Here is a 23,412-nt window from a genome sequence, read left to right as displayed (position 1 = left end):
GCCTGATCAAGTGACCGAAGATCTCATACCCGCAGCGAGGATGGCCCGGCGCCGATTCCTCACCCTCACCGGCGCCGCGACCGCGGTGGCGTTCGGAACCAACCTGCCGGGCAGCGCGCTCGGTACCGGCGGGACCGGTGGTCTCACCGGCAACCCGTTCACGCTCGGGGTCGCCTCGGGTGATCCCCTGCCCGACGGTGTGGTGATCTGGACCCGCCTGGCGCCCAAGCCGTTCGAGCCGCTCGGCGGTGCTCCCTACAAGGAGGTCCGCGTCGACTGGCAGGTGGCGACCGACGAGCGCTTCCACCAAGTGATCCGCTCAGGCCGGGCCACCGCTCGGCCGGAGTACGCGCACAGCGTGCATGTCGACGTGAGGGGGCTGCAGCCCGGTCGCCACTACTGGTACCGCTTCCGCTGCGACGGCTACCTCAGCCAGACGGCCCGCACCCGTACTGCGCCCGCGCCCGGTGCTCGCGGTGGTCAACTGACGCTCGGCGTGAGCTCCTGCCAGTCATGGCCCGACGGGTACTACACCGCCCAGCGGCACCTGGCCTCCGAGGACGTGGACGCGGTGGTCTTCCTCGGTGACTACATCTACGAGTACGGCATCGCTGCCGCCGGTGGACTGCGCAACGTGGCCGACCCGGTGCCCAGCCAGTTCCGCACCGAGGCGGACACGCTCGACCGGTACCGGCTGCAGTACGCGCTCTACAAGTCCGACCCGGACCTCCAGGCGGCTCACCTCAACGCGCCCTGGATCACCACCTGGGACGATCACGAGGTCCAGGACAACTACGCGGGCACGGTCTCCAAGAGCAACGCTCCCGTCGAAGACTTCCTGGTACGCCGAGCCAACGCGTACCGCGCGTACTGGGAGCACCTGCCCCTGCGGAGTCCTGCACCGCAAGGGCCGAACTACCAGCTCTACCGGCGATTCGGCTTCGGGCGACTGGCCGAGTTGAGTGTGCTCGACACCCGTCAGTACAGGTCCGACCAGGCGGCCGGCGACGGCTGGAAGGCAGACTCGGAGGCCCGGCGCGACCCGGCGCGCGTACTGGCCGGGCAGCAGCAGACGCAGTGGTACCTGAACGGCCTGAACCGCTCGCGGGCCACCTGGAACGTGCTCGCCAACCAGGTGATCATGAGCCGGATGGACCTCGACCCGACCGCGGCCGACCTCTACAACATGGACGCGTGGGACGGCTACGACGCCGAGCAGAAGGTGATGCTCGACGGCATCGCCGCGAACCGCCACCGCAACCCGGTGGTGCTGACCGGTGACGTGCACGCCGGCTACGCGATGGAGATGAAGCGCGACTTCGCCGACCCGTCCTCGCAGACGTACGGCGTGGAGCTCGTGCCGACCTCGTTCAGCAGCGGCGGCAACGGCGTCGACGTGTCGGCGAACGGCCAGAAGTTCCTGGACGGCAACCCGCACCTGAAGCTGGTCAACGAGAAGCGCGGCTACTCCGTCCTCCGGTTCGACGAGCGTGAGCTCCGGGTCGACTTCCGCGCGGTGCCGTACATCGACAAGCCGGGCGCGCCGATCTCCACGATCCACTCGTTCGTGGTCGAGGCGGGCAACCCGGGTCTGAACTCCGTCGCAGGCGGCACTGTCGAGGATGAAAGGGCGGTCCGATGAGAATCCGTGGCTGGAAGTCGTTGGTGCTGCTTGGCGCGGTCCTGACCGGAGTGGTTGCCGCAGGCATCACCGGACCGGCTGTCGCCGACCGCCCCACTCAAGGCGGCCTGACACTCGCGGCCGACGTGGCGGAGGTCTCCGCCGTACCGGTGCCGTGTGCCAAGCAGGGCTTCGAGCTCCGCTTCGGCAACACCGGCAAGACCGCCGTGTACGCGGATGCGTTCCTCGAGGCAGGTGCTCCGCTGACCCTGTCTCGCAAGCTGGTCTCGAGCTACCTGCCGCCTGGTTACACGCTGAAGGTGCCGATCGACGTCGGCGCGCCCCGAGGTACAGCGGCTGGTACTTACACCATCGAGGTCAAGGCCGGCGACCAGAAGCTCAGCCTGCCGGTGCGCGTCGGGGAGCCACCGGCCGACAACAGCGGCAACCTCGCGCGCTTCGTGCCGGTGACCGCGTCCAGCGAGCACCTGCCGGTCTACCCGGCCTGTGGCGCGGTGGATGGCGACCGGGACTCGGAGCACTGGGCGAAAACCACAGGCTGGAACGACGCCACCAAGGGCAACTTCCCCGACTGGCTGCAGGTCACCTTCGACAAGCCGGAGACCGTCGGCCGGGTCGAGCTGTACACACTGAACTCGAAGCAGTACCCCGCCGCAGGGTACGGCCTGAAGGACTGGGACGTACTTGCCCAGGTCAACGGCGCCTGGCAGACGGTCGCCTCGGTCCGCGGCAACACAGCCCCGCTGAACAGTTCCACCTTCACCCCAGTCACCGCCACCGCAGTACGGCTCCTCGCCCTGGCTTCCAACGAAGGCCCGACCTACTCACGGATCGTCGAGCTGGAGGTCTACGCGGGGTGAGACCGGACGAATAATCGCGCGCGGCGTGCGGGGTGGCACGGCTACAGTTCCAGCGTGTTTGCGATCGAGCTGGATGAAGCTGCCGAGTTGCGCTTGCTGGAGCCGTGGCAGGCCGAGGAGTTCCTCGCCCACATGGACCGGGCCCGTGAGGTGGTGGACCCGTGGATCCCGTGGGCGAACCGGAGTACGGACCTGGACTCGGCTCGCGCCACCCTGCAACGCTACGCGGACCTCGCCGCCCGCGACGCCGGCCGCCTGTACGGCATCTGGCTGGACGGCACGCTGGTCGGTGGCACCATGTTCGTCTCGTTCGACGCCGCCGCGGGCAACTGCGAGATCGGCTGCTGGCTGGAGCCTGCCGGCCAGGGGCGCGGCCTGATCACCAAGGCCGCCACCCATCTGATCGACTGGGCGGTTCGCGTCCGGGGCCTTTACCGCATCGAGTGGATCACCCGCCCCGACAACACCGCCAGCAGCAACGTCGCCCGCCGCCTCGGCATGCAACTGGACGGCACCCTCCGCGCCGAATACCTCCATCAGGGCGTCCGCCACGATTCCCAGGTCTGGTCCCTCCTAGCCCCGGAATGGCTCGCCCGCTAGCCACCACCAACCGGCTACGCACCGAGGACACGGACCACCTGCTGGCTGCCGTCGAGGCCACCGGAGTACAACAGTTCGTCGCGCAGAGCTACGCCAGCTGGAACTGCGAACTGCCGCAGGCGTCACCGCGTCGGCAAGACACGCGGAGCCCACGAACTACCGACCGATAGTCGGAGAACTCTGACGGGTGTCTGGCAGTGCTGAGGAAGGGTGACCGATATACGGAACGACAGGAGATACTGCGTTCTCTGTGCACCTGAAACGCCGCGGTAGGTGTTGAGGTTGGCGTCGCGAGCGACCTCTTCCTGTCGTTCGGTACAGCCGGGCCGGCGCAGCAGCCCGAAGTGGACTTCTCGTCAGACCGCCGGCCGCCTGCCGCAGGCAGGCGGAAGCCCTCACCGCCGCTTGCGCCAAGCTCGCCACCCTCGACCAGTCTGTCGCCGTCGGCGTGCACCCCGCCCGCGTCAGCGGGACCACGTCGTACGCCGCCTAGCGCCTCGCACTAGTTAGGCAGGTCACTCGGCAGCAGCGGTCGCATGAAGGTGCGGTCGTACCGCAGCACGCACCCGCTCTCCTCGCGGATCCGGTCGGCCGCGATGAACTCGGGGTCAACCCCGAACCCCTGCCGGTACTGCTCGTAGGCGGCCAGGCTCTCGAAACTGAACAACGCCAACGCACGATCACTCGCCCCCTCCGACGGCAGGAAATAGCCGTGATGCGTCCCGCCGTGCCGCTCCACCAGGTCCATCCATCGCCGACCGAACCGCTCGAACGCTTCGAGCTTCGCCGGATCGATGACGTAGTCCACCACGCAAGTAATCACCTCACCACCTTGTCATCCCCGGGTGGCAACGACAGGTCAACCGGTCAGCAGCCGGTCCGGCTGGAATCTGTTGCGCAGGGCAAGCAATGACTCGATCAGCGCACCGACCCGCGGGCTCACCAACTCGTCGTCGAGCAAGCGGGTGTCGCCGGACAGCTCGAACTCGCGGGCACTGTCGGACACCAGGTTCAGCAGCTCGGTGTTGCTCCGCAACGTCAATCTCTGCAGGGCGATCCGATGAGCGGCCACGCCGGTCATGCCGAGCAACATCCGTTCGCCCATCATCACCTCCAGCCATGCCTCGGCCAGCGGCGCCGACAACCTGCTCAACCACGGCTGTACTGCGGGCGCCACCTGTTCGCGGTACGACGCCACCCAGGGCGAGCAATCACCCACCAAGGGGTTCACGGTGAACCTCGCCGCGGTGGTCCCGTCGACCACGATCGCGCGCAGCAGTGCGACGTTCTCCCGTACGGTCGCGAATCTCGGCGAGCCGCCGAACAGGTCGAGCTCGTACTCCACCATGCAACCCTTGCACCGCAGCAGTTGTACCGCGACCACCAGTTCGCGCAGCCGTGCGGCATCACCGGCGATCCCCGACAACTCCAAGCGGACAAGGGAAACCCCGTCGCCGCGTGATCCGTCGTACGCCCCCGACAGCACGTCGCGAGGCGCCCAGGAGGCGCCCGCCACCATGCTTTGATCAGTATCCATGGTCCCCCCACGACGCCGATCGAATAGTTCAAGGTCCGCCCGCGCCGGGGCTATGTCAAGGGGGTCACCCGGTGTGGCCGGCCGACCTCGCGCTGGCAGCGCGGACTCCTCGTCGCCGGCGGGTGCAATGGCGGTACCAGCCGTACGCGAGCAGGGCGCAGATGGCGCCGTTGATCACGGCCGCGCCGATGTCCGTGAGGTGATGCATCCCGCGGTACAGCCGCGCGAACGCCACGAGCAGCGGCATCGCGAGGCAGAGGATCACTGTCGTCCACCGCAGCCACGCGCGTTCGATGCCCAGCGCGAGCAGTGTGAACGCGAGGTAGAGGCCGGTCGACGCACCCACGTGCCCACTGGGGAAACTCGCTGTGGGTGGTGACGCGTCGAGCTTCTCGACCGGCGGGCGATCGCGGTCCACGACCCTGGCGGCAATGAGGAAGATCAAACCCTGCATGGCGATCGCGATCGGTGGAACGAGCGCCAGGCGCAGGTCCCGGGTCCGCCACAGGAGCAAGGACGAGACGACGATGCAGACTCCGATCACGGCCGCGGTGTTGCCGATCTGCGACCACACCGCCGTGATCGTGTTCCAGGTGCCGGTCCGGTCCGCGGCAAGATCCTTGTTGATCGCCTCTTCGGCGTGGAACCCGTCGAGTGGTCCTTTCAGTGTGAGCCCGATGCCGATGATGAGGCCACCGAGCGCTATGCCGGGTGCGACGGCCCTGGTGAGGAGGTCGCTGCCGTCTTGCCGATGAATCCGATCCATGAAGCGAACATAATGCCCAGACCGAGTACGTGCCCGGCGAGAATGTCGGACGGGAAGTGCGCACCGATGAAAAGCCGGTCCAGACCGACGATCACAGGCACCACGATCGCGAGTGCGATGGCGATGCGGCGCTGGGTGGCGGAGAGCAGCGGCCAGAGCAGGAAGACCATGACACCGGCCGCCAAGGTGATGTTCAGGGCGTGGCCGGAGGGGAAGGAATAACCCGCTGCATGCGGCACCGACTCGTCGTCGACGACCGGCCGGGCGCGCTGGGCGATGAGCTTGGAGGCGCCACCGATTCCCCAGCCGACCATCATCGTGACGAAAGCCCACAGCGCGCGCCCCCTGAGGTTCTTCGACCTCCAGGCCCAGACCACGATCACGGTCGCGACGAGGTACACGAAGATCGGCTGGCTGACGAGCTGGATCACGGTCAGGGCCGGCACCAATCCATGACGAACGCTGAACCCGGTGGCAGCCCGGATGGCCGCATCATCGGCCCTGATCAACGGATCGAACTGCTGCCGCACCGCAAACCCCAGCAGCACGACAGGCAGCGCGAACACCATCATCGCCAGGACACCCCGGAGCAACCGCCAACTCCGCACCCGGACGACCGCAGTCGCACCTACCCGCCGCATCGCCATAACCAACCTGTACCCATTCACCCAGCAACCGGACGCGCGCCCCGAAACCCGGCCGCAAAGGTTTGGAGTCTGATGTAACACAGAGTCATCATCCGCGATGTAGTCCCCGAGGGGGATTCACATGCATCACTTCAATTCGCCACCAAACTGGCCCGCGCCACCATCATCCGACTGGCAGCCACCACCCGGCTGGCGCCCAGACCCGACCTGGCCACCGGCGCCACCTGGCTGGCGCTTCTGGCTGAACGAACGCGGCGGACGCAGCATCGGCCCCCGCGGTCTGTACGGCTCGGTCGGCCGAGGTCGCCTGGCAGCGGCGGGTATTGGTGGCGGTCTCATTCTCCTGTTCGTGGTGGGAACGATCGGCGGCGGCAACACCGGACAGGCGGCGCAGGCGGGTCGGCCTGTTCCAGGGCCGACCGTCACCGCGACCGCCACGGCGACGGCGACTGTGACGGTTCGTGAGACCGTGCCCGGGCCGACGGCAACGGTTACTCAGCCGCCACTTCCTGCACGGACGGTGACGGTGAAAGCGCCTACGGCAACGACTCAGCCCACGAGGCCTGTCCCGCTGGTGCAGCCGACCAAGAGTGTCCAGCCGCGAAAGACGACAGCGGCGCCCGCGGTGTACTACGCGAACTGTTCGGCAGCGCGGGCAGCCGGTGTGACGCCTTTATATAGGGGGGATCCGGGCTACGCCTCGCATCTGGATCGCGATAACGACGGAGTCGCGTGCGAGTAGACCGGCAGAAATTGCCTCCGTGTAATTAGCTGCTTACTGCCTGGTGAGCTGGTCAACGCGCCGAAGGGGTCCATATTCTTTACCAGGATTTAGGCGTGACGTTCGAGGTTGCCGGTCGTTGAGCTGTCAGACAGGTACTGATCATCGGGTCCTGGGGGATCCGGAAGGGCCGCCCGTGCATCGATTCAATCCACCGCCCAGCTGGCCTGAGCCGCCGACCGCCGCCTGGCGTCCGCCGCTCGGGTGGGAACCTGACCCCGAGTGGCCCGACGCACCCGCGGGCTGGGGATTCTGGATCAACCGTCATGGCCGCAAGGCCAGTGGTCCGATCGGGGCGTACGGCGCCATCGACGCGGGCCGCCTCGAGCTGGCCACCGCCCATCCTTCGCTCCTCCTGATGCACAGCTGACGGAGCAGCTCAGAACCTGAACAGCCTGCTACACAGCGTGAAACGGGCCCGGCCTCGATGGCCGGGCCTGTAGCTGTTCCACCGGAGGAGACTGTTTCAGCGGACGAGACACGCGTTTCTTATCGCGATCTGATGTTATGTTATCAATGTAGCTAACATCCGCGTGAGGGGAGAGCGGTCAGTGCGCGAACCGGCCTGGATCGGCGTGGACCTGGGAACGCAGAGCGTCCGGTCCGTCCTCGTCGACGCGACCGGGACAGTACTCGCCCGCGCCGCCCGCCCACTCACCAGTCGCCGCGACGGCAGCCGGCACGAGCAGGACCCGCGCGAGTGGTTCGACACCGTCGACGCCATCCTTGCCGAGGTCAGTACGCCGGACGTCCGGGGCATCACCATCTGCTCCACCTCCGGCACCATCCTGCTCACCGACACCGACGGCAATCCCACCACCGCCGCGCTCATGTACGACGACGCGCGCGCGGCCGGGTACCTCGAGCGCATCGTGGCGGCGGATCCCGCTCGCTGGGCCGGAGCTATGCAGCCGACCTGGGCCCTCCCCAAGATCATCTGGCTCCTCGAACAGCAGGACGCCGAGCGGACCAGCACCCACCTTGGCAGCCCCCGGCGGGTCGCCCACAGCGCCGACGTGGTCGCCGCCCACCTGGTGGGTCATCCCGTCGCCACCGACACCAGCCACGCGCTCAAGACCGGCTACGACCTGATCGGCGACCGCTGGCCCCGCGAAGCCTTCGACGCCCTCAACCTCGAGCCCGGCCTCTTCCCCCAGGTAGTTCTCCCAGGTACTGAGCTCGGCCAGGTTTCCAAGGCAAAAGCCCAGGTCAGCGGGGTCCCCGAAGGCACTCCCATCTACGCGGGCATGACCGACGGCTGCGCGGCCCAGATCGCGGCCGGCGCCCTCGCCCCGGGCGCGTGGAACTCCGTCCTCGGCACCACCCTCGTCCTCAAAGGCGTCAGCAAGGTGCTCCTCGAAGACCCGACCGGCGCCGTCTACAGCCACCGCCACCCGGATGGCGGCTGGCTCCCTGGGGGCGCGTCCAACACCGGGGCCGGCGCACTCACGGCGATGCTCCCCGGCGCCGACCTGGACGCCTTCGACCGGCAGGCCCGCGAGCTCGGCCCGATCAACGCCGCGATCTACCCGATCACCGGCAGAGGCGAGCGATTCCCCTTCGTCGCCCCGAAGGCCGAGCGCTTCCAGCTCGGCGACCTGCCCGATGACCTGCACTCGTACGCCGCAGTACTGCAAGGCGTCGCGTTCATCGAGAAGCTCGCGTTCGAGCATCTGGAAAGCCTCGGCGCGGAGCCGGTCCGATCCGTCTCGCTCACCGGTGGCGCCGTCCGCAGCGGCTACTGGAACCAGCTCCGCGCCGACGTCCTCGGCGTACCCGTGGAGCTGCCCGCCTCGCCCGACCCGGCATACGGGATGGCGGTGCTCGCGGCGTCGGCCGGTACGTCGGTGACGCGGACCGCCGAGCGGATGGTCCGGATCGACCGGGTACTCGAACCACGACCGCAGGAACGGCTGACCACCTTGTACGGCGAGTTCGTGGCCGAGCTGGATCGACGGGGGTACCGGGGATGAGGACGACCGTCGTACTGGCGCGGCACGGGCGGACCGAGTGGCATCACGGCAACAGGTACACCGGTTCCACGGATCTGCCGATCGACGAGGTCGGTCACCGGCAGGCGGAGCAACTGAAGGAGTGGGCGGCGGAGTTCGCGCCGGACGCGCTCTGGTCGTCGCCGATGCTGCGCGCGCGGCAGACCGTCCAGCCGATAGCGGACGCGCTCGAGCTCAAACCGACGTTGGACGATCGCCTGCGCGAGGTCGACTTCGGGTCGGCCGAAGGGCGCATGCTGAGCGAACTGCCGCCCGCCGTGGCCAAGGCGTTCGAGCTGGATCCGGTCGGCTGGCACTTCCCGGGCGGTGAGGATCCGGCGGAGGCGGCGGATCGGGTGCAGGACGCGTTCCACCAGATCGGACGCGAGCACCAAGGCAAGAAGGTGCTCGTGGTCGCGCACAACACGTTGATCCGGCTGCTGGTCTGCCGGGTACTGGGACTGGAGCTGAAGGAGTACCGCAGACTTCTACCGGCCCTCGGTCCCGCGGCGTTGGTGCGTTTGCGCTGGGAGGACGGCACAGTGGGTCTCGAGGCCTACAACACCCCAGCTGTCCGAATGGAGACCCTGGTATGAGTTCAGACACCGTCGACGGCGACACCCGGCCGGAACCCGCTGATCCTGGTCGCCCCGACACGGCCGAGCTCAGCCGGCCGGCCCGCCGCCAGGCCGAGATCGCCGCGTACGTCGTCGAGCACGGTTCGGTCTCCGCGAACGACCTGGTCGAGGCGTTCGGGGTCAGTGTGATGACGGTCCACCGCGACCTGGACGAGCTCGAGCGGCAAGGTGTGGTCCGGAAGTACCGCGGCGGCGTGACCGCCCAGCCGACCAGCGTGTTCGAGAGCAACGTCGCGTACCGGCTGAACACCGCGCAGGCGGAGAAGTCGGCGCTGGCCCGGCACGCCCGGGCGATGATCGAGCCCGGCATGTCCGTGATGCTCGACGACTCGACCAGCGCGCTCGCCCTGGTCGACCTGTTCGAGGACATCACTCCGTTGACCGTGGCAACCAACTTCCTGCCGGCGATCAGCAAGCTGACCGGGTTGCGCGACATCACCCTGGTCGCGCTCGGCGGCATCTACTCCGCCACCCACGACTCGTTCGGCGGCATGCCTTGTGCGGAAGCGGTCGAGGCGCTGCACACCGACTTCCTCTTCTGCAGCGTCTCGGCGGTCTCGCCGACGCACGCGTTCCACCAGGAGGAGGAGATCGTGCTGGTCAAGCGGGCCATGCTGCGGTCCGCACGGACGAAGGTGCTGCTCGTCGACCACGGCAAGCTGCAGCGGACCGCGCTGCACCGGCTCGCGCCGCTGACCGATTTCGACGTCGTGGTGGTGGACGAGAAGACCCCGGCCGACCTGGTTCAGGCCTTGCGTGACAACGGCGCGACCGTGGAGGTCGCACCGCTCTAGCTGTTCTAGGAGGGGAGTACCGCGTGGACGTGGGAGTGGACGTCGGCACCACCGTCACCAAGGCCGTGGCCTTCGACGAGGCGGGCCGCCAACTGGCCGAGACCTCCCGCCCGACCCGGCTGGTCCGGCCGGGACCCGGCCGGTTCGAGCACGACACCGACGAGATCGTTGCCTCGGTCAACGAGGTGGTGGCCGAGCTGGCGGCGGACGTCGGCACCGAGCCGGGCGTGCTCGCGATCACCGCGCAGGGCGACGGGCTCTGGCTGCTCGACTCCGACGGCAGCCCGGTCCGCCCGGCGATCTCCTGGCTCGATGCGCGCAGCGGCGCGATCCTCGAGCGGTGGACCTCCGAAGGTGTTGCCGAGCAGGTCTTCCGGCGATCGGGTAACCGGATGTTCCCCGGCGCGTCCGGCCCGCTGCTGGCCGCAGTACTGGCTGAGGAGCCTGAGGTTCTCGCGCGCGCCGGCACAGCGGCGTACTGCAAGGACGTCGTGATGCAGCGCCTCACCGGAGTCAGGGCGACGGATGTCTCGGACGGGTCGGCGCCCTTCCTCGATCCGCGCACGAGCGAGTACGACGCTGACGCCTTGAGTGCCTGTGGTCTGTCCGACTGGCAACACCTGCTGGCTCCGGTCGAGCCGGGTGGTCCCGTCGGCGAGCTGCGTGACTCGGCCACCGGGCTGGCTCTCGGGACGCGCGTCTCGGCTGGCCCCTACGATTTGCCGGCCGCCGCGATGGGCGCCGGAGTCAGCGAAGTCGGCGACGCCCTGCTGACTGTCGGTACTACGCTCGCCTGCCAGGTGGTCACGCGAGAGCTGCCGGTGGACGACGAGCCCGCGGGGTTGTTCCTCGGCACGTGGACGCCTGGTGTGTGGTTGCGCGCGATGCCGGCGATGGTCGGCACGGCTGCTCTCGATCGGGTGCTGTCCTTGGTGGGGCTGGGGACCGACGCGCTCCCGGCTCTGCTCGCCGAGAGTCCGGCGGGTGCGCATGGCGTCACCGTGCTGCCCTATCTGTCGGAGGCCGGTGAGCGGGCGCCGTTCGTCGAGACCGGCGCGCGCGGCACGATCGACGGGATCTCGTTGTCGACCACCCAGGCCGATGTGGTCCGCGCGACCTGCGAAGGTGTCGCTTATGCCGCGCGGCACTGTCTGGACGCGGCCGGCTGGACCGGCCGGGTGACGGTGTGCGGCGGCGGTGCGAAGAGTCGTGAGTGGACCCAGATCCTCGCCGATGTGCTGCACAGTCCGCTGCACACGACCGACGCGTCCCAGGTCGCAGCGCGGGGTGCAGTGATCGGAGCCCGGCTCGCGGCCGACCCGTCCAGCGCGGGACCCGAGTGGGTCGCCGTCAGCCGTCAGGTCGACCCCGCTCCGGCCCGTGCCGCCTTCTATGACGAGGGATACGCCCACTACTTGCGCCGCGTCGAAGCCGCGCGTCCCCGCTGGGCCGACCCAGCGCCAACCGCCCTTGCGCAAACCTCTGGAGCTCGATGAGAACCGTCAGTACCCTGCTCGCCGGCGACCACTTCGTCCGCAACGATCTGCTCGCCGCCTCCCTGTCGAAGCTGGAAGGCGTCACCTTCGACTTCCGGGAGGTGACCTTGCCGTGGCCGCTGACGCCGTACGGGCGGGTCGCCGAGGTGGATGAGGCGAGTGACGCCGAGGACCAGTTGATCGCGGCGTTGCCCGGAGTGGAGGTTGCGGTCACCCAGATGGGGCCGTTCACCGAGAGAGTGCTCGAGGCAGCGCCGGACCTGCGATTCCTGGTCTGTTGCCGAGGTGGTCCGGTCAACGTGAACGTGCCTGCGGCAACCAAGCGCGGCGTCATCGTCTCGTCGACACCGGGCCGCAACGCCGTCGCGGCCGCCGAGCACGCGGTCGCCCTGATGCTGGGTGCCCTGCGCAAGCTTCCGCAGTTGCAGCGCACGCTGGAACAGGAGCAGTGGCGCAGCGACCTCTACGCGTACGACGAATGTGGCTCCGAACTGGACGGCGCGACCGTCGGCCTGGTCGGGTACGGCGCGATCGGCCGCCGGGTGGCCCGAGTGATGCTTGCCTTCGGTGCCACGGTGCTCGTGGTGGACCCGGCGATCGACGCGTCCTCATCGCCGGACGGGACCGAGGTGGTCGAGCTGGACGAGTTGCTCAGGCGGTCCGACGTGGTGAGCCTGCATGCGCGGCTGACCGAACAGACCCGCGGCATGATCGGGGCGAAGCAGCTCGCGCTGATGCCGGGGGGCGGAGTACTGGTGAACACTGCGCGCGGCGGCCTGCTCGACTACGAGGCGACCGTTGACGCGCTGGAGTCGGGGCAGTTGGGGGCGGCGGCGTTCGACGTGTTCCCGACCGAGCCGGTGCCGGCTGGTTCACGGCTGCTGACCGCGCCGAACGTCGTGATGACTCCGCACCTGGCCGGTGCGACCCGGCAGACCGCGCAGCGGGCCGGTTCGATCGCAGCCGAGGCGGTCGCGGCGTACCTGGCGGGTCGTGATCCGATCGGACTGGTTTCCTGACCACCGGGAACCCACAGGCATGAAACTGGCGACCTTCAGCACCTGGACAGAGCTCCTCCTGCTGCTGATCGCGTTCGTCCTGTCGATGGTGATCGGCGTCGAACGGGGCCGGGGTGTTGCGGGCGATCACCGGGGTACGGCCGAAGGACGCTGACGGTGATTGAAAGTCATCAGCTATGCTGATGGTATGGCGAGCGATGTGGGGGCACACGAAGTACGGCAGAGCGTCTTCCGGCTGGTCCGCCGGCTGCGGCAGGAGCGGCCCGAGGCCGGGCTGAGCTATTCGCAGCTCGGCGCGCTGGGCTGGTTGGAGCGCGAGGGGTCAATGACGAACGCCGACCTGGCTGCGGCGGAGGGGGTGGCGCCGCAGACGATGATGCGTACGACGGCGGAACTGGTCGCCGGTGGATTGATCAGCCGTGCTGATAATCCCGAAGATCGCCGTCAGGTGCTGCTGACGATTACCGAAGCGGGCCGGGAGTTGATCCTGGAGGATCGCCGACGGCGTGACAGCTTCCTCGCCGAGGCGATGGAGACCACCCTGACCCCGACTGAACGTGAACTCCTCCGCCTCGCCGCCGGCCTCCTCGACCGCCTCTCCGAGTACCAGCAATGACGGCCACCGCAGTTTCGGCAGACACACACGTCGTCGAGCAGCCGGACTTGCCGCGGCGGTATGCGGGGGCCATCGGGCTCGGGACCTTGTTGCAGCCGCTGAACTCGTCGATGATCGCGGTCGCGCTGGTCCAGATCGGCATCGACTTCCACGCCGGCACCGAGACCCAATGGCTGGTGTCGGGCCTCTATCTCGCCACTGCGATCGCGGCCCCGACCGCTGGCCGCCTGGCGGACCTGCTCGGCGCTCGGCGGGTGTTCCTCTCCGGACTGGTCCTGGTCGCTCTCGTCTCCGCCCTCGCCCCATTCGCGCCGACCCTCGGCTGGCTGATCGCCGCGCGCGTGCTGCTCGGCATCGGGACGGGCGCGCAGTTCCCGTCGGGTGTCGCGATGATCCGCGGAATGGCCGACCGGCGAAAGGCGTCCGCGGTCGGCGCCCTCGGACTCCTCTCGATCTTCGCCCAGACGTCGGCCGCGCTCGGCCCCAGCATCGGTGGGTTCCTGGTCGGCACGTTCGACTGGCAGGCGATCTTCATCTTCAACCTGCCGGTGGCCGCGATCGCCGGCATCTGTGTCCTCGTCCTCGTGCCACGCGACCCGCCACATCAGCGGGACACCAGCAGATCCATCTGGCGGGAGATCGACCTCCCCGGACTTGTACTCTTCAGCGCGGCGATGACCGCGGTGATGCTGATCCTGCTCTCCCTGGCCGACCATCCGCTCTGGTGGCTACTCGCTGTGGCGATTCCCGTCGGAGTGATCTTCGTGGTCTGGGAACGGCGCGCCGCGAGTCCCTTCGTCGACGTCCGGCTGCTCGCCACCAGCGCGACGCTCTCGATGAGCTATCTGCGCACGATGCTCACGTACGTGGCGTTCTACGCGATCTTCTACGGCCTGCCGGGATGGCTCGAGCAGAGTCGCAAGCTCGACCCGTCAAAGGTCGGTCTGGTGGTGCTGCCGATCGCCGCGATCGGCGCGCTCACCGTCATCGGTGCGACCAGGCTCGCGCGGAGCCGAGGCCCGGGCCCGCTGCTGCTGATCGGCTCTGCCGGTCTCCTCGTGGGTGGCTCGGCCCTCACCTTCGGGGTGCACTCCGGGACGCCGATCGTCGTACTGGTCCTCGTCAGCGCGGTCCTGGGCATCCCGAACGGCTTCAACGGCCTCGGTAACCAACTCGCCGTCTACAGCGCGGCGCCGGCCGAAGAGACAGGCGCGGCCGCCGGCCTCTTCAGAACCTCCCAGTACGTCGGTGCGAACCTGGCCGCCGCGGCCATCGCCCTCGTGTACTCCGGCCCCGCTACCGACGCGGGCCTCCACAGACTCGGCTATCTCGTGGTCGGGATCGCCGCCCTGCTCCTGGTCGACGCCCTCCGTCAGTCCCGCTCTGGACCGGCCTCTGTGGCCTCCCGATGACGAGTTGCTCGGCCACTGGCGCCTTACAAGCCGCCAGCTGTCGAACGACCTGTCAGTGGCCTCGCCGGCTCGAGGCGATCGGTGACGAGGTTCGCCGCCAGTACGAGGAGAAGGTGCTTTGATCATCACCGGCCACCGGGGAGCAGTCGGGTCCGAACCGGAGAACACCCTGCGCTCGTTCCGCCGCGCCGTCGCGGACGGGTGCGACGAGATCGAGCTCGACCTGCGGGTCACGTCCGACGACCACCTCGTGGTGATGCACGACGCCACGGTCGACCGGACAACCAACGGAACCGGCGCGGTCGAGGACCTGACCTTCGAGGAACTGCGGTCCCTCGACGCCGGTCTCGGCGAGGTTGTGCCCACCTGGGCGGAAACGGTCGATGCCATCTCCGTGCGCTTCCAGGCAGAGGTCAAGGCTGCGCGGGCGGTCCCGCTCCTGGTGGAGTCCCTGCAGGCTGATCCTTCATTGGCCGCCCGGACACTCGTCACCTCCTCCCACGCGGACATCCTGCTAACTGTCCGCCAGGCGATGCCGACAGCCGAAACCGGCCTGATCTTCGGTCGCACCCCGGACGTGGCAGACGTGCTCGCCCTCACCAAGGCAGCCCAAGCCGGTACTGCGCTGTGCGGCATCGCAGGCCTCACAGTCGAAGCCGTTGAGAAACTCCACAAGGAAGGCTTCGCCGTAACCGCCTGGCCGGTCCCCGACGCCGAAACCTACGCCCAAGCAGTAGCCCTGGCCGTAGACGGCATCACCACAGACCACCCCAACCACCTCCCCACCCGCTAACCCCCACCTCAGCCATGCAGCCCACCTCAGCCGGCGGCGTTCGCAGTACGGGTGGGGTGGGTCACATCTTGGTGTGCGGAATTGTTCTTACATGAGCGGGAAATGTGTGATTGCCTTGGTTCATGAGCATCAGCATCGGTGTGGTCGGAGCCGGCCAGTTCGCCCCCTCGTTCCTGCGGCTGTGGTCCGCGCATCCCGACGTCTCGGACGTCCGGCTGACCGACGTCCTGCCGGACCGGCTGGCCGAGCTGGCGGAGAAGCAGGGCGTGACCATCACGTACCAGTCGTTCGAGGAGATGCTCGCGTCCGACGTCGACGCGGTCGCGATCTTCACCCAGCGCTGGCTGCACGGCGAGATGGCGATCCAGGCGCTGGAGGCCGGCAAGCACGTCTACTCGACCGTGCCGATGGCGATCGAGGCGGACCAGATCGCCCGTATCGTCGAGCTGGTCAAGGAGACCGGCCTGACCTACATGATGGGCGAGACGAGCTTCTACTACCCGTCGTCGGTCTACTGCCGCCAGAAGCTCGCCGCCGGTGACTTCGGCCGGGTCTTCTACTCCGAGGGCGATTACGTCCACGACATGGACCTCGGCTTCTACGCCGCCTACCAGTACAGCGGCGGCGAGGATTGGAAGAAGACCGCCTCGTTCCCGCCCATGCTCTACCCGACGCATGCCGTCGGCAACGTTCTCTCGGTGACCGGGCAGCACGCCACGCACGTGTCCTGCATCGGGGTGAAGGACGACCGCGGCGACGGCGTCTTCGACAAGGAGATCAGCCAGTTCGACAACGACTTCAGCAACGCGACCGCGCTGTTCAAGCTCGCGGACGGCGGGGTGATGCGGACCAACGAGATGCGCCGGGTCGGCTACCCGTCGCACATCCGTGAGTCCCGGCTGCGCGTCTTCGGCACCGAGGGCAGCTTCGAGCAGCTGGCCACCACCACGCTCTGGCAGACCAAGGAAGGCGTCGAGGACGTCAGCCACCTGATGGAGACCGCGCCGAGCGGCTCGCTGGACGACGACGACCTGGCGGCCGTCGACCCGGCCCTGCGCGACGCGTTCATGTCGGGGCTCTCGCCCGTGCACGACCGCGACCGGTTGCCGGCCGAGTTCGCTGGCCTGCACAACGGCCACGAGGGCTCGCACCACTTCCTCGCCGACGACTTCGTCCGCGCGGTCGCCGACAAGGCCTTGCCGCCGATCAACGCCTGGGTCTCCGCCCGGTACACGCTGCCCGGCATCTTCGCCCACCAGTCCGCGCTGCAGGGCGGCGTCCAGCTGGAGATCCCCGACCACGGCGACGCCCCCGCCTGAGCCTCAGCTGCCAGTGCCGCACCCCTTGTCCGGATGGGGTGCGGCACTTTTGTCTGGAGGTCGTTGGTAATTCACGTGGAAGCCTTGCAGGTGGTCGGCGACTGACATAGGACAGAGCCATGACCATCCGCCACCCTGCCTCCCCCCGCTCAGCCCTGGCCGGTACTGCGCTCGCCGCCGCTCTCGTGGCCGGCTCAGTAGCCGCCAGTACTGCGGTCGCGCAGCCCCCCGCCGCTGAAACCTCCTCGGTCTCCAAGTCGCTGCCACTAGGCCCGGCCAACCTCGCCGAGACCCGCAACACCAGCACCCTCCAGCCGGGGGTGACGCTGACGACGATCGTCCGCGGACAAGCCGGGCCCCAGTCCTTCTGGACCGTCGAGGTCGCGATCCCGTCGAATTCGCCCGACCCCGACGCCCCGGCGGCCGCGCTGTCCGACCAGGCAACCGCCGACGCCACCGCCGCGCGTCTTCGCACCGCGGGCCTCGACCCGAGGGTGGAGAACGTCCCGACTCCCAAGCTCGCTGACGCGGGCGGGGGGTCGCTCGGCTACCGCGTCCGCCTCGGCTCCCTCGCCACCAAGGCCGAGGCCGATGCCCTCCGGACCAAGGTGATCGCCGCCGGTCTGGGCGGATCCAGCCTCTACACCGGCTGGGACGGCGAACCCGACGACGTCAGCGGTTCCACCGGCCCCTGGCACGTCCAGGTGCTGACGATCGACCCGACGAAGTTCCGCGGCGGCCTCGACGCGACGTACGGGCCTGACATCGAAGCGCGCGAGACGACGAGCACGCTGGCGACGCTGACCGGCGCCACCGCGGCCGTCAACGCCGGGTTCTTCGTGCTCGACCCGAAGGCCGGCGCTCCTGGCGACCCCGCGGGCGTTGGGGTGTACGACGGGCGACTGGTGAGCGAGCCGACCGCCGGACGGCCCGCGCTGGTGATCGGCGACAACGCCCGCGGTACTGCGGTCGAGCGGTTCCGCTGGCAAGGCGAGGTCCGTGGGGTGGGACGCCCGCTTCCGCTGGACGGACTGAACCGAGTGCCCGGCCTGATCCGCAACTGCGGCGGTACTGCGGACGACCTGCCGACCGCGAAGCCCTTGCACGACGTCACGTGTACCGACGCGGACGAGTTGATCGCCTTCGACGCGTCGTACGCTGCCGCGACCCCAAGCGGTCCCGGCGCCGAGGTCGTAATCGACCGGCACGGCGTGGTCACAGCGATTCGTACGACGCGCGGTGGCGCGATCCCCGAGGGCGGCCGGACCGTCCAGGCGACGGGTGCCCAGGTGGCGCCGCTCCTGGCCGCGGCCAAGATCGGCGAGCGACTTGAGATCCGCGCGTCACTGGTCGACACGCGGGGTCACGACGTGCGCCTTTCGCCGCGAACCACGATCGTCAACGGCGGACCTGAACTAGTCCGCGACGGCCGCCTGCTGGCGACCCCGAAGGCAGACGGCATGGCCCCGGCCGACAACCCGAGCTTCTACTACGGCTGGGTCCACAAACGGAACCCCCGCACTATTGCCGGCGTAGACGCCCAGGGCCGCACCGTCCTGATCACCGCCGACGGCCGCAACGTAGACAGCCTCGGCCTCGGAATCGGCGAAGCCGCAGCAGTAGCCAAGTCCTTCGGCCTCCGCGACGCCATCAACCTGGACGGCGGCGGCTCCACCACCATGGTCGCCAACAACAAGGTCCTGAACACCCCGTCCGACGCCGCCGGCGAACGCCCCGTCGGGGACGCCCTGGTCATCACCCCGCGCAGGTAGATCAACCCCCGTACCGACCGACAGGAAGTGCCCCTCGTACTCCGCCTCAGGCTGCCTGCACCCACCGTGAACCGCAGCCGCTGAAGGAAGTACTACCTGTCGGTCGGTACGCCTGTGGACAACTCCAGAGGCGACCGGCAGTTCTCCGGCAGGCTTGTGCGGATGGAATCCGTGCCCAAGGTGGTGGCCCGCAATCGCGGCAACGCCACCTTCGCCGAGCTGGTCGAGGCGACCTCGCGCCGAGCGCTCGCGGCAGCGGTCAAGGCGGGGCGGGTGGAGCGCCCGGCCCGCGGGATCTACGTCCTTCCCGGCATTGACAGTGATCGCCGGACAGCCTTGGCGTATGACGGAGTCGTCTCGCACCTGAGTGCGGCGGTCGCCGGGGATCTGCCGCTGCTTTCCCATCCACCGAAGCCACACATCACAGTCCCGACAAAACGCCGTCCGCGGCCGGGACCGCCTGCTGTGCTGCACTGGGCGCCGATCGGTCCCGCTGATCGTCCGAGTCGGCTGACCTCGCTGGTTCGGACAGTCGCCGACTGCGCGCGGATCCTGCCGTACGGCGAGGCGCTCGCGGTGGCCGATGCCGCCCTGGCGAGTGGAATGATGCGCCACCACCAGTTGGCCGCGGCGACCGACGCGATGCGTGGACCTGGGCGGACGAATGCCCGTCGGGTCGCCGCAACCGCGACCGGTGCCGCGGACAGCTTCCTCGAGTCGATGCTCCGGGCGTTGCTGATCACCGCTGGCATCGAGGGATTCGTTCCGCAGTACTTGGTGGAGGATGGGCGCTTCCGTGCTCAGGTAGACCTCGGCCACGGCGTGGCCGAGGTCTACCTGAGACCTCGGCCACGGCGTGGCCCGGATCGCTCTGGAGGCCGACGGATACCAATTCCATGGATCGAGCAGTGACTTCGCGGCCGACTGCCGCCGGTACGACGAGTTGGTGGCTGCGGGATGGCTGGTCCTGAGGTTCACCTACCAGCAGGTGATAGCCGACCCGGACTGGGTGGTCGCCACGGTCCGCCGAGCGTTGTCGCACCGGATCAGCTGACGTCGGCGTACGGACCGACAGGTAGTACCTCCTTGTGTCCGGTACGGTGCGCCGTGGCGAGGCGGGATGTCGGCGGCGGCAGGAAGTACTCCCTGTCGGTCGGTACGTCGGACCCCACGGGGCTGCAGTACCTAGTCGTAGATTCGGCGGAGTCTTACTGACATGGAGTTTTCTATGTGCTGGGTCATCGCGGCCTCTGCGGCGACCGGATCGCCGGACGTTATGGCTTCCACGATCTGACGGTGTTCTACCAGGACTTCCGGGCCGATGTCCCGGTCGAAGTGGAGGCGGAAGATGTGGAGGTGGCAGTGGGTGCGCTGGAAGGCGAGGCGGACCTGTTCGCTGCCCGACAACCCGGCGATCAACGAGTGGAAGCGGTTGTCGTGTGCGGTGAGTGACTTGTAGCCGGCGTAGTCCACCGAGGTCGGTTCCACCGCGGTCGAGAGTTCGGCGGTCAGCAGTTCCCGGCCCTCGTCGTCGATCAGTTCCGCGGCGCGCCGGGCCGCCCAGGGCTCGAGCAGCAGTCTGAACCGATAGAGATCCTCGAACTCGTCCAAAGACAGCAGCGGCGTCGCCCGGTATCCCTTGAGCGGTTCCTTGTCCGCCAGCCCCTCCGACTCCAGCCGCGCCAGGGCCTCGCGCACCGGCGTCGATGACACCTGGAACTCGCGCGCCAGCCCGTCGATCGAGATCCGCGCGCCCGGCCGGACGACGTGGTCCATCAGCATCGTCTTGATCGCCTCGTACACGTCGTCGGCGAGCATCTGCCGCCGCAACAGGCGGCGGTCCCGCGGGTCCACTGTCTCAGTCATCGAGGCCCATTCTCCGGGGACTGGTCACGGCCTTGACCCCGGCCGCGTTGTTCGGCAGGGTGGCACTGTAATCATGCATCATGCACGATTCCTGGTCCGCCAGCTACCCGGAGGCGTAGAAACGATGCTCAGGTTCGACGAGATCGGCGTGCTACCCGAGCCGGGAGACAACGTCGCCATCTCCTCGCGCCGCCTCGAAGCCGGCACGGTGATCGACTTCGACGGTACTGCGGTGACGCTGCCGCACACCGTGCTCGAAGGCCACCGGTTCGTAACTCGCCCCGTCGCCACCGGCGAGCCGCTGCTCTCCTGGCACACACCCTTCGCCCGAGCCCTCCGCGATCTCGAAGTCGGCGACTACGTCTGTACTCCGACCAGCCTGGCCGCCGTGTCCGCCCGTGGGGTGGAGGGGCTTCCGCGGGAGCCGAGCGCCCGCAACGAGCCGCTCGATCCCTACGAGCTCGACGAGTCCGCCCTGAACCTCGGCCAGCAGGTCACCTCGGTCGAGCAGCCCGGCACGTTCCTCGGATATCCCCGAGAGCAAGGACCGGCCGGCACCCGCAACCACGTAGTACTGCTGGCGACGAGTTCGCTGAGCAGCGGGTTCGTGACGGAGTTGGCCCGCCGGTTCGATGGAGCCGAGGGGTTCGACGGCGTCGTACCGGTGGCTCATACCGAGGGCGGCGAGAGCGGTACTCCGAACAACCTGCACGTGCTTCTGGCCACGTTGGCAGGCTTCGCCCTGAACCCGAACGTCGCAGCGGTGCTGATCGTCGACACCGAGGATGAACTCGTCTCCGGCCAGGCGATCAAGGACTTCATGGCGGAGAAGGGTTATCCGCCGATCCGCGTGCCGCACGCGTTCTTCACCCGGCAGGGCGCTTTCGAGGCGGACCTCACCGCGGCCGGGCGACTGGTCGAGCCGTGGTTGCCGGTCGTCGCGGCCCAGCGTCGCGAGGAGGTGCCTCTGGCGGATCTGTGGATCGGTCTGCAGTGCGGTGGTTCCGACGCGTTCTCCGGCGTCAGCGCGAATCCGCTGTCCGGAGCCGTCGCACGCGAGGTGATCCGCCACGGCGGCATCGCAGTACTGGCTGAGACCGACGAGTTGATCGGCGCCGAGGGCTACGTTCTCAAGAACGTCCGGGACCTGCCGACGGCAAGAAGATTCCTGAAGACCGTGCAGTCGTTCAAGGAACGCGTCGGCTGGCACGGCCACACTGCCGAGGGGAATCCGTCCGGCGGCAACGTCTACCGGGGTCTCTACAACATCGTGCTCAAGTCGGTCGGCGCCGCGCGCAAGCTCGACCGCGACGTCCGGCTGGACCACGTGATCGACTACGCCGAACCGATGCCCGGTCACGGGTTCGTCTTCATGGACAGCCCGGGCAACGACCTGGAGTCCGTCGCCGGCCAGGTCGCGAGCGGCTGCAACCTGATCTTCTTCACCACCGGCAACGGGTCCATCACCAACTTCCCGTTCGTGCCGACGATCAAGTTCGTCACCACCTCGACCCGGTACGAGTTGCTGCGCGCCGAGATGGACGTGGACGCCGGCCGCTACCTGACCGGTATGCCGATGGACGACCTGACGGGTGAGACCTTCGACCTCACCGTGCGAGTGGCGTCGGGTGAGCCGAGCGCGGGCGAACGCGCCGGCCACAGCCAGGTGTCGATCTGGCGCAACTGGCGGCAGAGCGGTCCGCGCGAAGGTATCTCGATCACCACCGACGGCCGTACCAGCCGCGACCTCGCCGACCTCCCCGCCGAGGACCGCGACGCGCCACTGCCCGGACTGCCGCTGGAGGTCGCAACCCCAAGCGCCATCGAAACCCCAAGCACCACAGGCTTTCCGGTCACCCTGCTGGCGGCGGACGGCCGGCGGGCTCCCGAGCAGGTCGGACTGATTCTCCCGACGAGCCTCTGCTCCGGCCAGATCGCCCTCCGGCTCGCAGCCCAGGCCGAGGCCGACCGGTGGGCCGGCGACGCGGTGAGCCGGATGGTCGCGCTCCCGCACACCGAGGGCTGCGGTTCCAGCGGCGGCGCTTCCGAGGAAACCTTCGCGCGCACGATGCTCGGCTACCTGCTGCACCCGAATACCCGGATGGCGCTGCTGCTCGAGCACGGCTGCGAGAAGACGCACAACGACTACTTCCGCTCCCGCCTGGTCGAGGCCGGCGCCGATCCGTCCCGCTTCGGCTGGGCGAGCATCCAGGCCGATGGTGGTCTCGACGCAGTCACCGCCCGGGTGCGGGACTGGTTCGGCAGCTTCAACCTGCCGTCGCCGGAACAGGTGCAGGGAACGGTCGGCGAACTCACCGTGGCCCTCGAAGCCCGCGGCAAGCTGACCCGCGAAACAGCCGAGACGATGGCGTTGATCGGCCGCGAGATCGTCGGCGCCGGCGGCTCGGTCGTGCTCTCCTCGCGCGGTGCCCTGCTCACCGACGAAGGCTTCCGGTACGCCGCCTTCGGCTCTCCCGCCGCGGTGGAGCCGACGATCGCGCACGGCCAGCGGTTCGCAGTACCGGGGTGGCACGTGATGCGGATGCCGGGCACCGACTGGATGGAGACGGCGACCGGGTTCGGCGCCGGTGGCGTCCAGCAGGTGCTCGCCCATGTTGCCGGTGGCACCTTGTCGGCCCAGCGGTTCGTCCCGGTGGTGGAGTTCAGCAACGACCCGGAGACGGTCGCGAAGTACGGGGACGATCTGGATGCCGTTGGCTCGGGCGACCCGCAGGAGCAGGCGCAGGTGGGGCTGGAGGCGATCGCGGATGTCGCGAGCCGCCGGCACGTGCCGAAGGCGGTTGCGTCCGGCAACGTCGGCTTCCAGATCACCCGCGGTCTGCTCGGCACCTCCATGTGAACC

Annotated in this window: 24 protein-coding genes; 19 read left to right on the top strand and 5 right to left on the bottom strand. The window is 68.6% G+C overall.

Translation table 11 applies throughout. The annotated features are described in order from the left end of the window. The first annotated feature begins 10 nt into the window (after positions 1-10). Genes EV644_RS27700 through EV644_RS27690 form a run of 3 tightly spaced genes read left to right on the top strand, consistent with a single transcriptional unit; the run spans position 11 to position 3,102 of the window. Positions 11-1,642: an alkaline phosphatase D family protein gene (locus EV644_RS27700; protein WP_132191889.1), complete on the top strand. Its 1,632-nt coding sequence runs from the start codon at positions 11-13 to the stop codon at positions 1,640-1,642. After that, complete coding sequence (locus EV644_RS27695) at positions 1,639-2,502, top strand: discoidin domain-containing protein (RefSeq protein WP_132191888.1); 864 nt, start codon at positions 1,639-1,641, stop codon at positions 2,500-2,502. Before EV644_RS27700 ends, EV644_RS27695 begins: the two co-directional genes overlap by 4 nt. A 54-nt stretch (positions 2,503-2,556) precedes the next feature. Continuing rightward, positions 2,557-3,102: a GNAT family N-acetyltransferase gene (locus EV644_RS27690; protein WP_132191887.1), complete on the top strand. Its 546-nt coding sequence runs from the start codon at positions 2,557-2,559 to the stop codon at positions 3,100-3,102. 502 nt (positions 3,103-3,604) lie between these two features. Here EV644_RS27690 and EV644_RS27680 read toward each other — a convergent pair. From EV644_RS27680 to EV644_RS27665, 4 genes are all read right to left on the bottom strand, one after another. Then, complete coding sequence (locus EV644_RS27680) at positions 3,605-3,925, bottom strand: NIPSNAP family protein (RefSeq protein WP_132191886.1); 321 nt, start codon at positions 3,923-3,925, stop codon at positions 3,605-3,607. 36 nt (positions 3,926-3,961) lie between these two features. Then, the gene (locus tag EV644_RS27675) at positions 3,962-4,639 is read right to left on the bottom strand and encodes a hypothetical protein (RefSeq protein WP_132191885.1); all 678 of its coding nucleotides are present in this window, start codon (positions 4,637-4,639) and stop codon (positions 3,962-3,964) included. A 64-nt stretch (positions 4,640-4,703) separates the two neighbouring features. Further along, positions 4,704-5,405 (bottom strand): phosphatase PAP2 family protein, encoded by a 702-nt coding sequence (locus EV644_RS27670; RefSeq protein ID WP_132191884.1) that lies wholly within the window; start codon positions 5,403-5,405, stop codon positions 4,704-4,706. Further along, positions 5,342-6,046, bottom strand: a complete 705-nt coding sequence (locus EV644_RS27665) for a phosphatase PAP2 family protein (RefSeq protein WP_158292940.1) — start codon at positions 6,044-6,046, stop codon at positions 5,342-5,344. Before EV644_RS27665 ends, EV644_RS27670 begins: the two co-directional genes overlap by 64 nt. 127 nt (positions 6,047-6,173) lie before the next feature. Between EV644_RS27665 and EV644_RS27660 the strand changes: the two genes are divergently transcribed. From EV644_RS27660 to EV644_RS46600, 15 genes are all read left to right on the top strand, one after another. Continuing rightward, the gene (locus EV644_RS27660) at positions 6,174-6,794 is read left to right on the top strand and encodes an excalibur calcium-binding domain-containing protein (protein ID WP_132191882.1); all 621 of its coding nucleotides are present in this window, start codon (positions 6,174-6,176) and stop codon (positions 6,792-6,794) included. A 175-nt stretch (positions 6,795-6,969) separates the two neighbouring features. Then, the gene (locus EV644_RS27655; protein WP_132191881.1) at positions 6,970-7,203 is read left to right on the top strand and encodes a hypothetical protein; all 234 of its coding nucleotides are present in this window, start codon (positions 6,970-6,972) and stop codon (positions 7,201-7,203) included. A gap of 181 nt (positions 7,204-7,384) precedes the next feature. Next, complete coding sequence (locus tag EV644_RS27650; RefSeq protein ID WP_241998897.1) at positions 7,385-8,806, top strand: FGGY-family carbohydrate kinase; 1,422 nt, start codon at positions 7,385-7,387, stop codon at positions 8,804-8,806. Then, positions 8,803-9,420, top strand: a complete 618-nt coding sequence (locus tag EV644_RS27645; RefSeq protein ID WP_132191880.1) for a histidine phosphatase family protein — start codon at positions 8,803-8,805, stop codon at positions 9,418-9,420. The genes EV644_RS27650 and EV644_RS27645 overlap by 4 nt, the downstream gene beginning before the upstream one ends. Next, entirely contained in the window at positions 9,417-10,256 is an 840-nt protein-coding gene (locus EV644_RS27640) for a DeoR/GlpR family DNA-binding transcription regulator (protein WP_132191879.1), read from the top strand. The genes EV644_RS27645 and EV644_RS27640 overlap by 4 nt, the downstream gene beginning before the upstream one ends. Positions 10,257-10,279: 23 nt before the next feature. Further along, on the top strand, positions 10,280-11,752 hold the full coding sequence (locus EV644_RS27635) for an FGGY-family carbohydrate kinase (RefSeq protein WP_132191878.1): 1,473 nt from the start codon (positions 10,280-10,282) through the stop codon (positions 11,750-11,752). Beyond that, positions 11,749-12,771, top strand: coding sequence for a 2-hydroxyacid dehydrogenase (locus tag EV644_RS27630; RefSeq protein ID WP_132191877.1), 1,023 nt, complete (start codon positions 11,749-11,751; stop codon positions 12,769-12,771). The genes EV644_RS27635 and EV644_RS27630 overlap by 4 nt, the downstream gene beginning before the upstream one ends. Positions 12,772-12,790: 19 nt before the next feature. Beyond that, positions 12,791-12,925: a hypothetical protein gene (locus EV644_RS47260; RefSeq protein WP_255511354.1), complete on the top strand. Its 135-nt coding sequence runs from the start codon at positions 12,791-12,793 to the stop codon at positions 12,923-12,925. Positions 12,926-12,958: 33 nt separating this feature from the next. Continuing rightward, positions 12,959-13,387, top strand: a complete 429-nt coding sequence (locus EV644_RS27625; RefSeq protein WP_132191876.1) for a MarR family winged helix-turn-helix transcriptional regulator — start codon at positions 12,959-12,961, stop codon at positions 13,385-13,387. Beyond that, on the top strand, positions 13,384-14,799 hold the full coding sequence (locus EV644_RS27620) for an MFS transporter (RefSeq protein WP_132191875.1): 1,416 nt from the start codon (positions 13,384-13,386) through the stop codon (positions 14,797-14,799). The genes EV644_RS27625 and EV644_RS27620 overlap by 4 nt, the downstream gene beginning before the upstream one ends. 118 nt (positions 14,800-14,917) lie before the next feature. Next, complete coding sequence (locus tag EV644_RS27615) at positions 14,918-15,592, top strand: glycerophosphodiester phosphodiesterase (RefSeq protein ID WP_132191874.1); 675 nt, start codon at positions 14,918-14,920, stop codon at positions 15,590-15,592. 122 nt (positions 15,593-15,714) lie between these two features. After that, positions 15,715-16,911 carry a Gfo/Idh/MocA family protein gene (locus EV644_RS27610; protein WP_132191873.1) on the top strand — a complete coding sequence of 399 codons (1,197 nt, stop codon included), beginning with the start codon at positions 15,715-15,717 and terminating at the stop codon, positions 16,909-16,911. A gap of 119 nt (positions 16,912-17,030) precedes the next feature. Next, a complete protein-coding gene (locus EV644_RS27605; RefSeq protein WP_132191872.1) occupies positions 17,031-18,683 on the top strand; it encodes a phosphodiester glycosidase family protein in 1,653 nt (550 codons plus the stop codon). Between the two features lie 162 nt (positions 18,684-18,845). Beyond that, on the top strand, positions 18,846-19,595 hold the full coding sequence (locus EV644_RS27600) for a type IV toxin-antitoxin system AbiEi family antitoxin domain-containing protein (protein WP_241998896.1): 750 nt from the start codon (positions 18,846-18,848) through the stop codon (positions 19,593-19,595). Then, on the top strand, positions 19,540-19,737 hold the full coding sequence (locus tag EV644_RS46600) for an endonuclease domain-containing protein (protein ID WP_241998895.1): 198 nt from the start codon (positions 19,540-19,542) through the stop codon (positions 19,735-19,737). Before EV644_RS27600 ends, EV644_RS46600 begins: the two co-directional genes overlap by 56 nt. Positions 19,738-19,868: 131 nt before the next feature. Here EV644_RS46600 and EV644_RS27595 read toward each other — a convergent pair whose 3' ends face one another. Beyond that, entirely contained in the window at positions 19,869-20,549 is a 681-nt protein-coding gene (locus EV644_RS27595; protein ID WP_132191871.1) for a GntR family transcriptional regulator, read from the bottom strand. Between the two features lie 73 nt (positions 20,550-20,622). Between EV644_RS27595 and EV644_RS27590 the strand changes: the two genes are divergently transcribed. Beyond that, entirely contained in the window at positions 20,623-23,409 is a 2,787-nt protein-coding gene (locus EV644_RS27590; RefSeq protein WP_132191870.1) for a UxaA family hydrolase, read from the top strand. The last annotated feature ends 3 nt before the right edge of the window (positions 23,410-23,412 follow it).

The organism is Kribbella orskensis (assembly GCF_004342085.1).
Lineage (GTDB): Bacteria > Actinomycetota > Actinomycetes > Propionibacteriales > Kribbellaceae > Kribbella > Kribbella orskensis.
Note: the sequence above shows the minus strand (reverse complement) of the source record. Positions and strands in the feature narration are given on the sequence as shown.

Coding starts and splice junctions, on each gene's coding strand:
- EV644_RS27670 (WP_132191884.1), bottom strand. CDS start 5,405: ATGGATCGGATTCATCGGCAAGACGGCAGCGACCTCCTCACCAGGGCC.
- EV644_RS27675 (WP_132191885.1), bottom strand. CDS start 4,639: ATGGATACTGATCAAAGCATGGTGGCGGGCGCCTCCTGGGCGCCTCGC.
- EV644_RS47260 (WP_255511354.1), top strand. CDS start 12,791: ATGAAACTGGCGACCTTCAGCACCTGGACAGAGCTCCTCCTGCTGCTG.
- EV644_RS27660 (WP_132191882.1), top strand. CDS start 6,174: ATGCATCACTTCAATTCGCCACCAAACTGGCCCGCGCCACCATCATCC.
- EV644_RS27625 (WP_132191876.1), top strand. CDS start 12,959: ATGGCGAGCGATGTGGGGGCACACGAAGTACGGCAGAGCGTCTTCCGG.
- EV644_RS27610 (WP_132191873.1), top strand. CDS start 15,715: ATGAGCATCAGCATCGGTGTGGTCGGAGCCGGCCAGTTCGCCCCCTCG.
- EV644_RS27640 (WP_132191879.1), top strand. CDS start 9,417: ATGAGTTCAGACACCGTCGACGGCGACACCCGGCCGGAACCCGCTGAT.
- EV644_RS27605 (WP_132191872.1), top strand. CDS start 17,031: ATGACCATCCGCCACCCTGCCTCCCCCCGCTCAGCCCTGGCCGGTACT.
- EV644_RS27620 (WP_132191875.1), top strand. CDS start 13,384: ATGACGGCCACCGCAGTTTCGGCAGACACACACGTCGTCGAGCAGCCG.
- EV644_RS27590 (WP_132191870.1), top strand. CDS start 20,623: ATGCATCATGCACGATTCCTGGTCCGCCAGCTACCCGGAGGCGTAGAA.
- EV644_RS27695 (WP_132191888.1), top strand. CDS start 1,639: ATGAGAATCCGTGGCTGGAAGTCGTTGGTGCTGCTTGGCGCGGTCCTG.
- EV644_RS27665 (WP_158292940.1), bottom strand. CDS start 6,046: ATGCGGCGGGTAGGTGCGACTGCGGTCGTCCGGGTGCGGAGTTGGCGG.
- EV644_RS27595 (WP_132191871.1), bottom strand. CDS start 20,549: ATGACTGAGACAGTGGACCCGCGGGACCGCCGCCTGTTGCGGCGGCAG.
- EV644_RS27645 (WP_132191880.1), top strand. CDS start 8,803: ATGAGGACGACCGTCGTACTGGCGCGGCACGGGCGGACCGAGTGGCAT.
- EV644_RS27630 (WP_132191877.1), top strand. CDS start 11,749: ATGAGAACCGTCAGTACCCTGCTCGCCGGCGACCACTTCGTCCGCAAC.
- EV644_RS27600 (WP_241998896.1), top strand. CDS start 18,846: ATGGAATCCGTGCCCAAGGTGGTGGCCCGCAATCGCGGCAACGCCACC.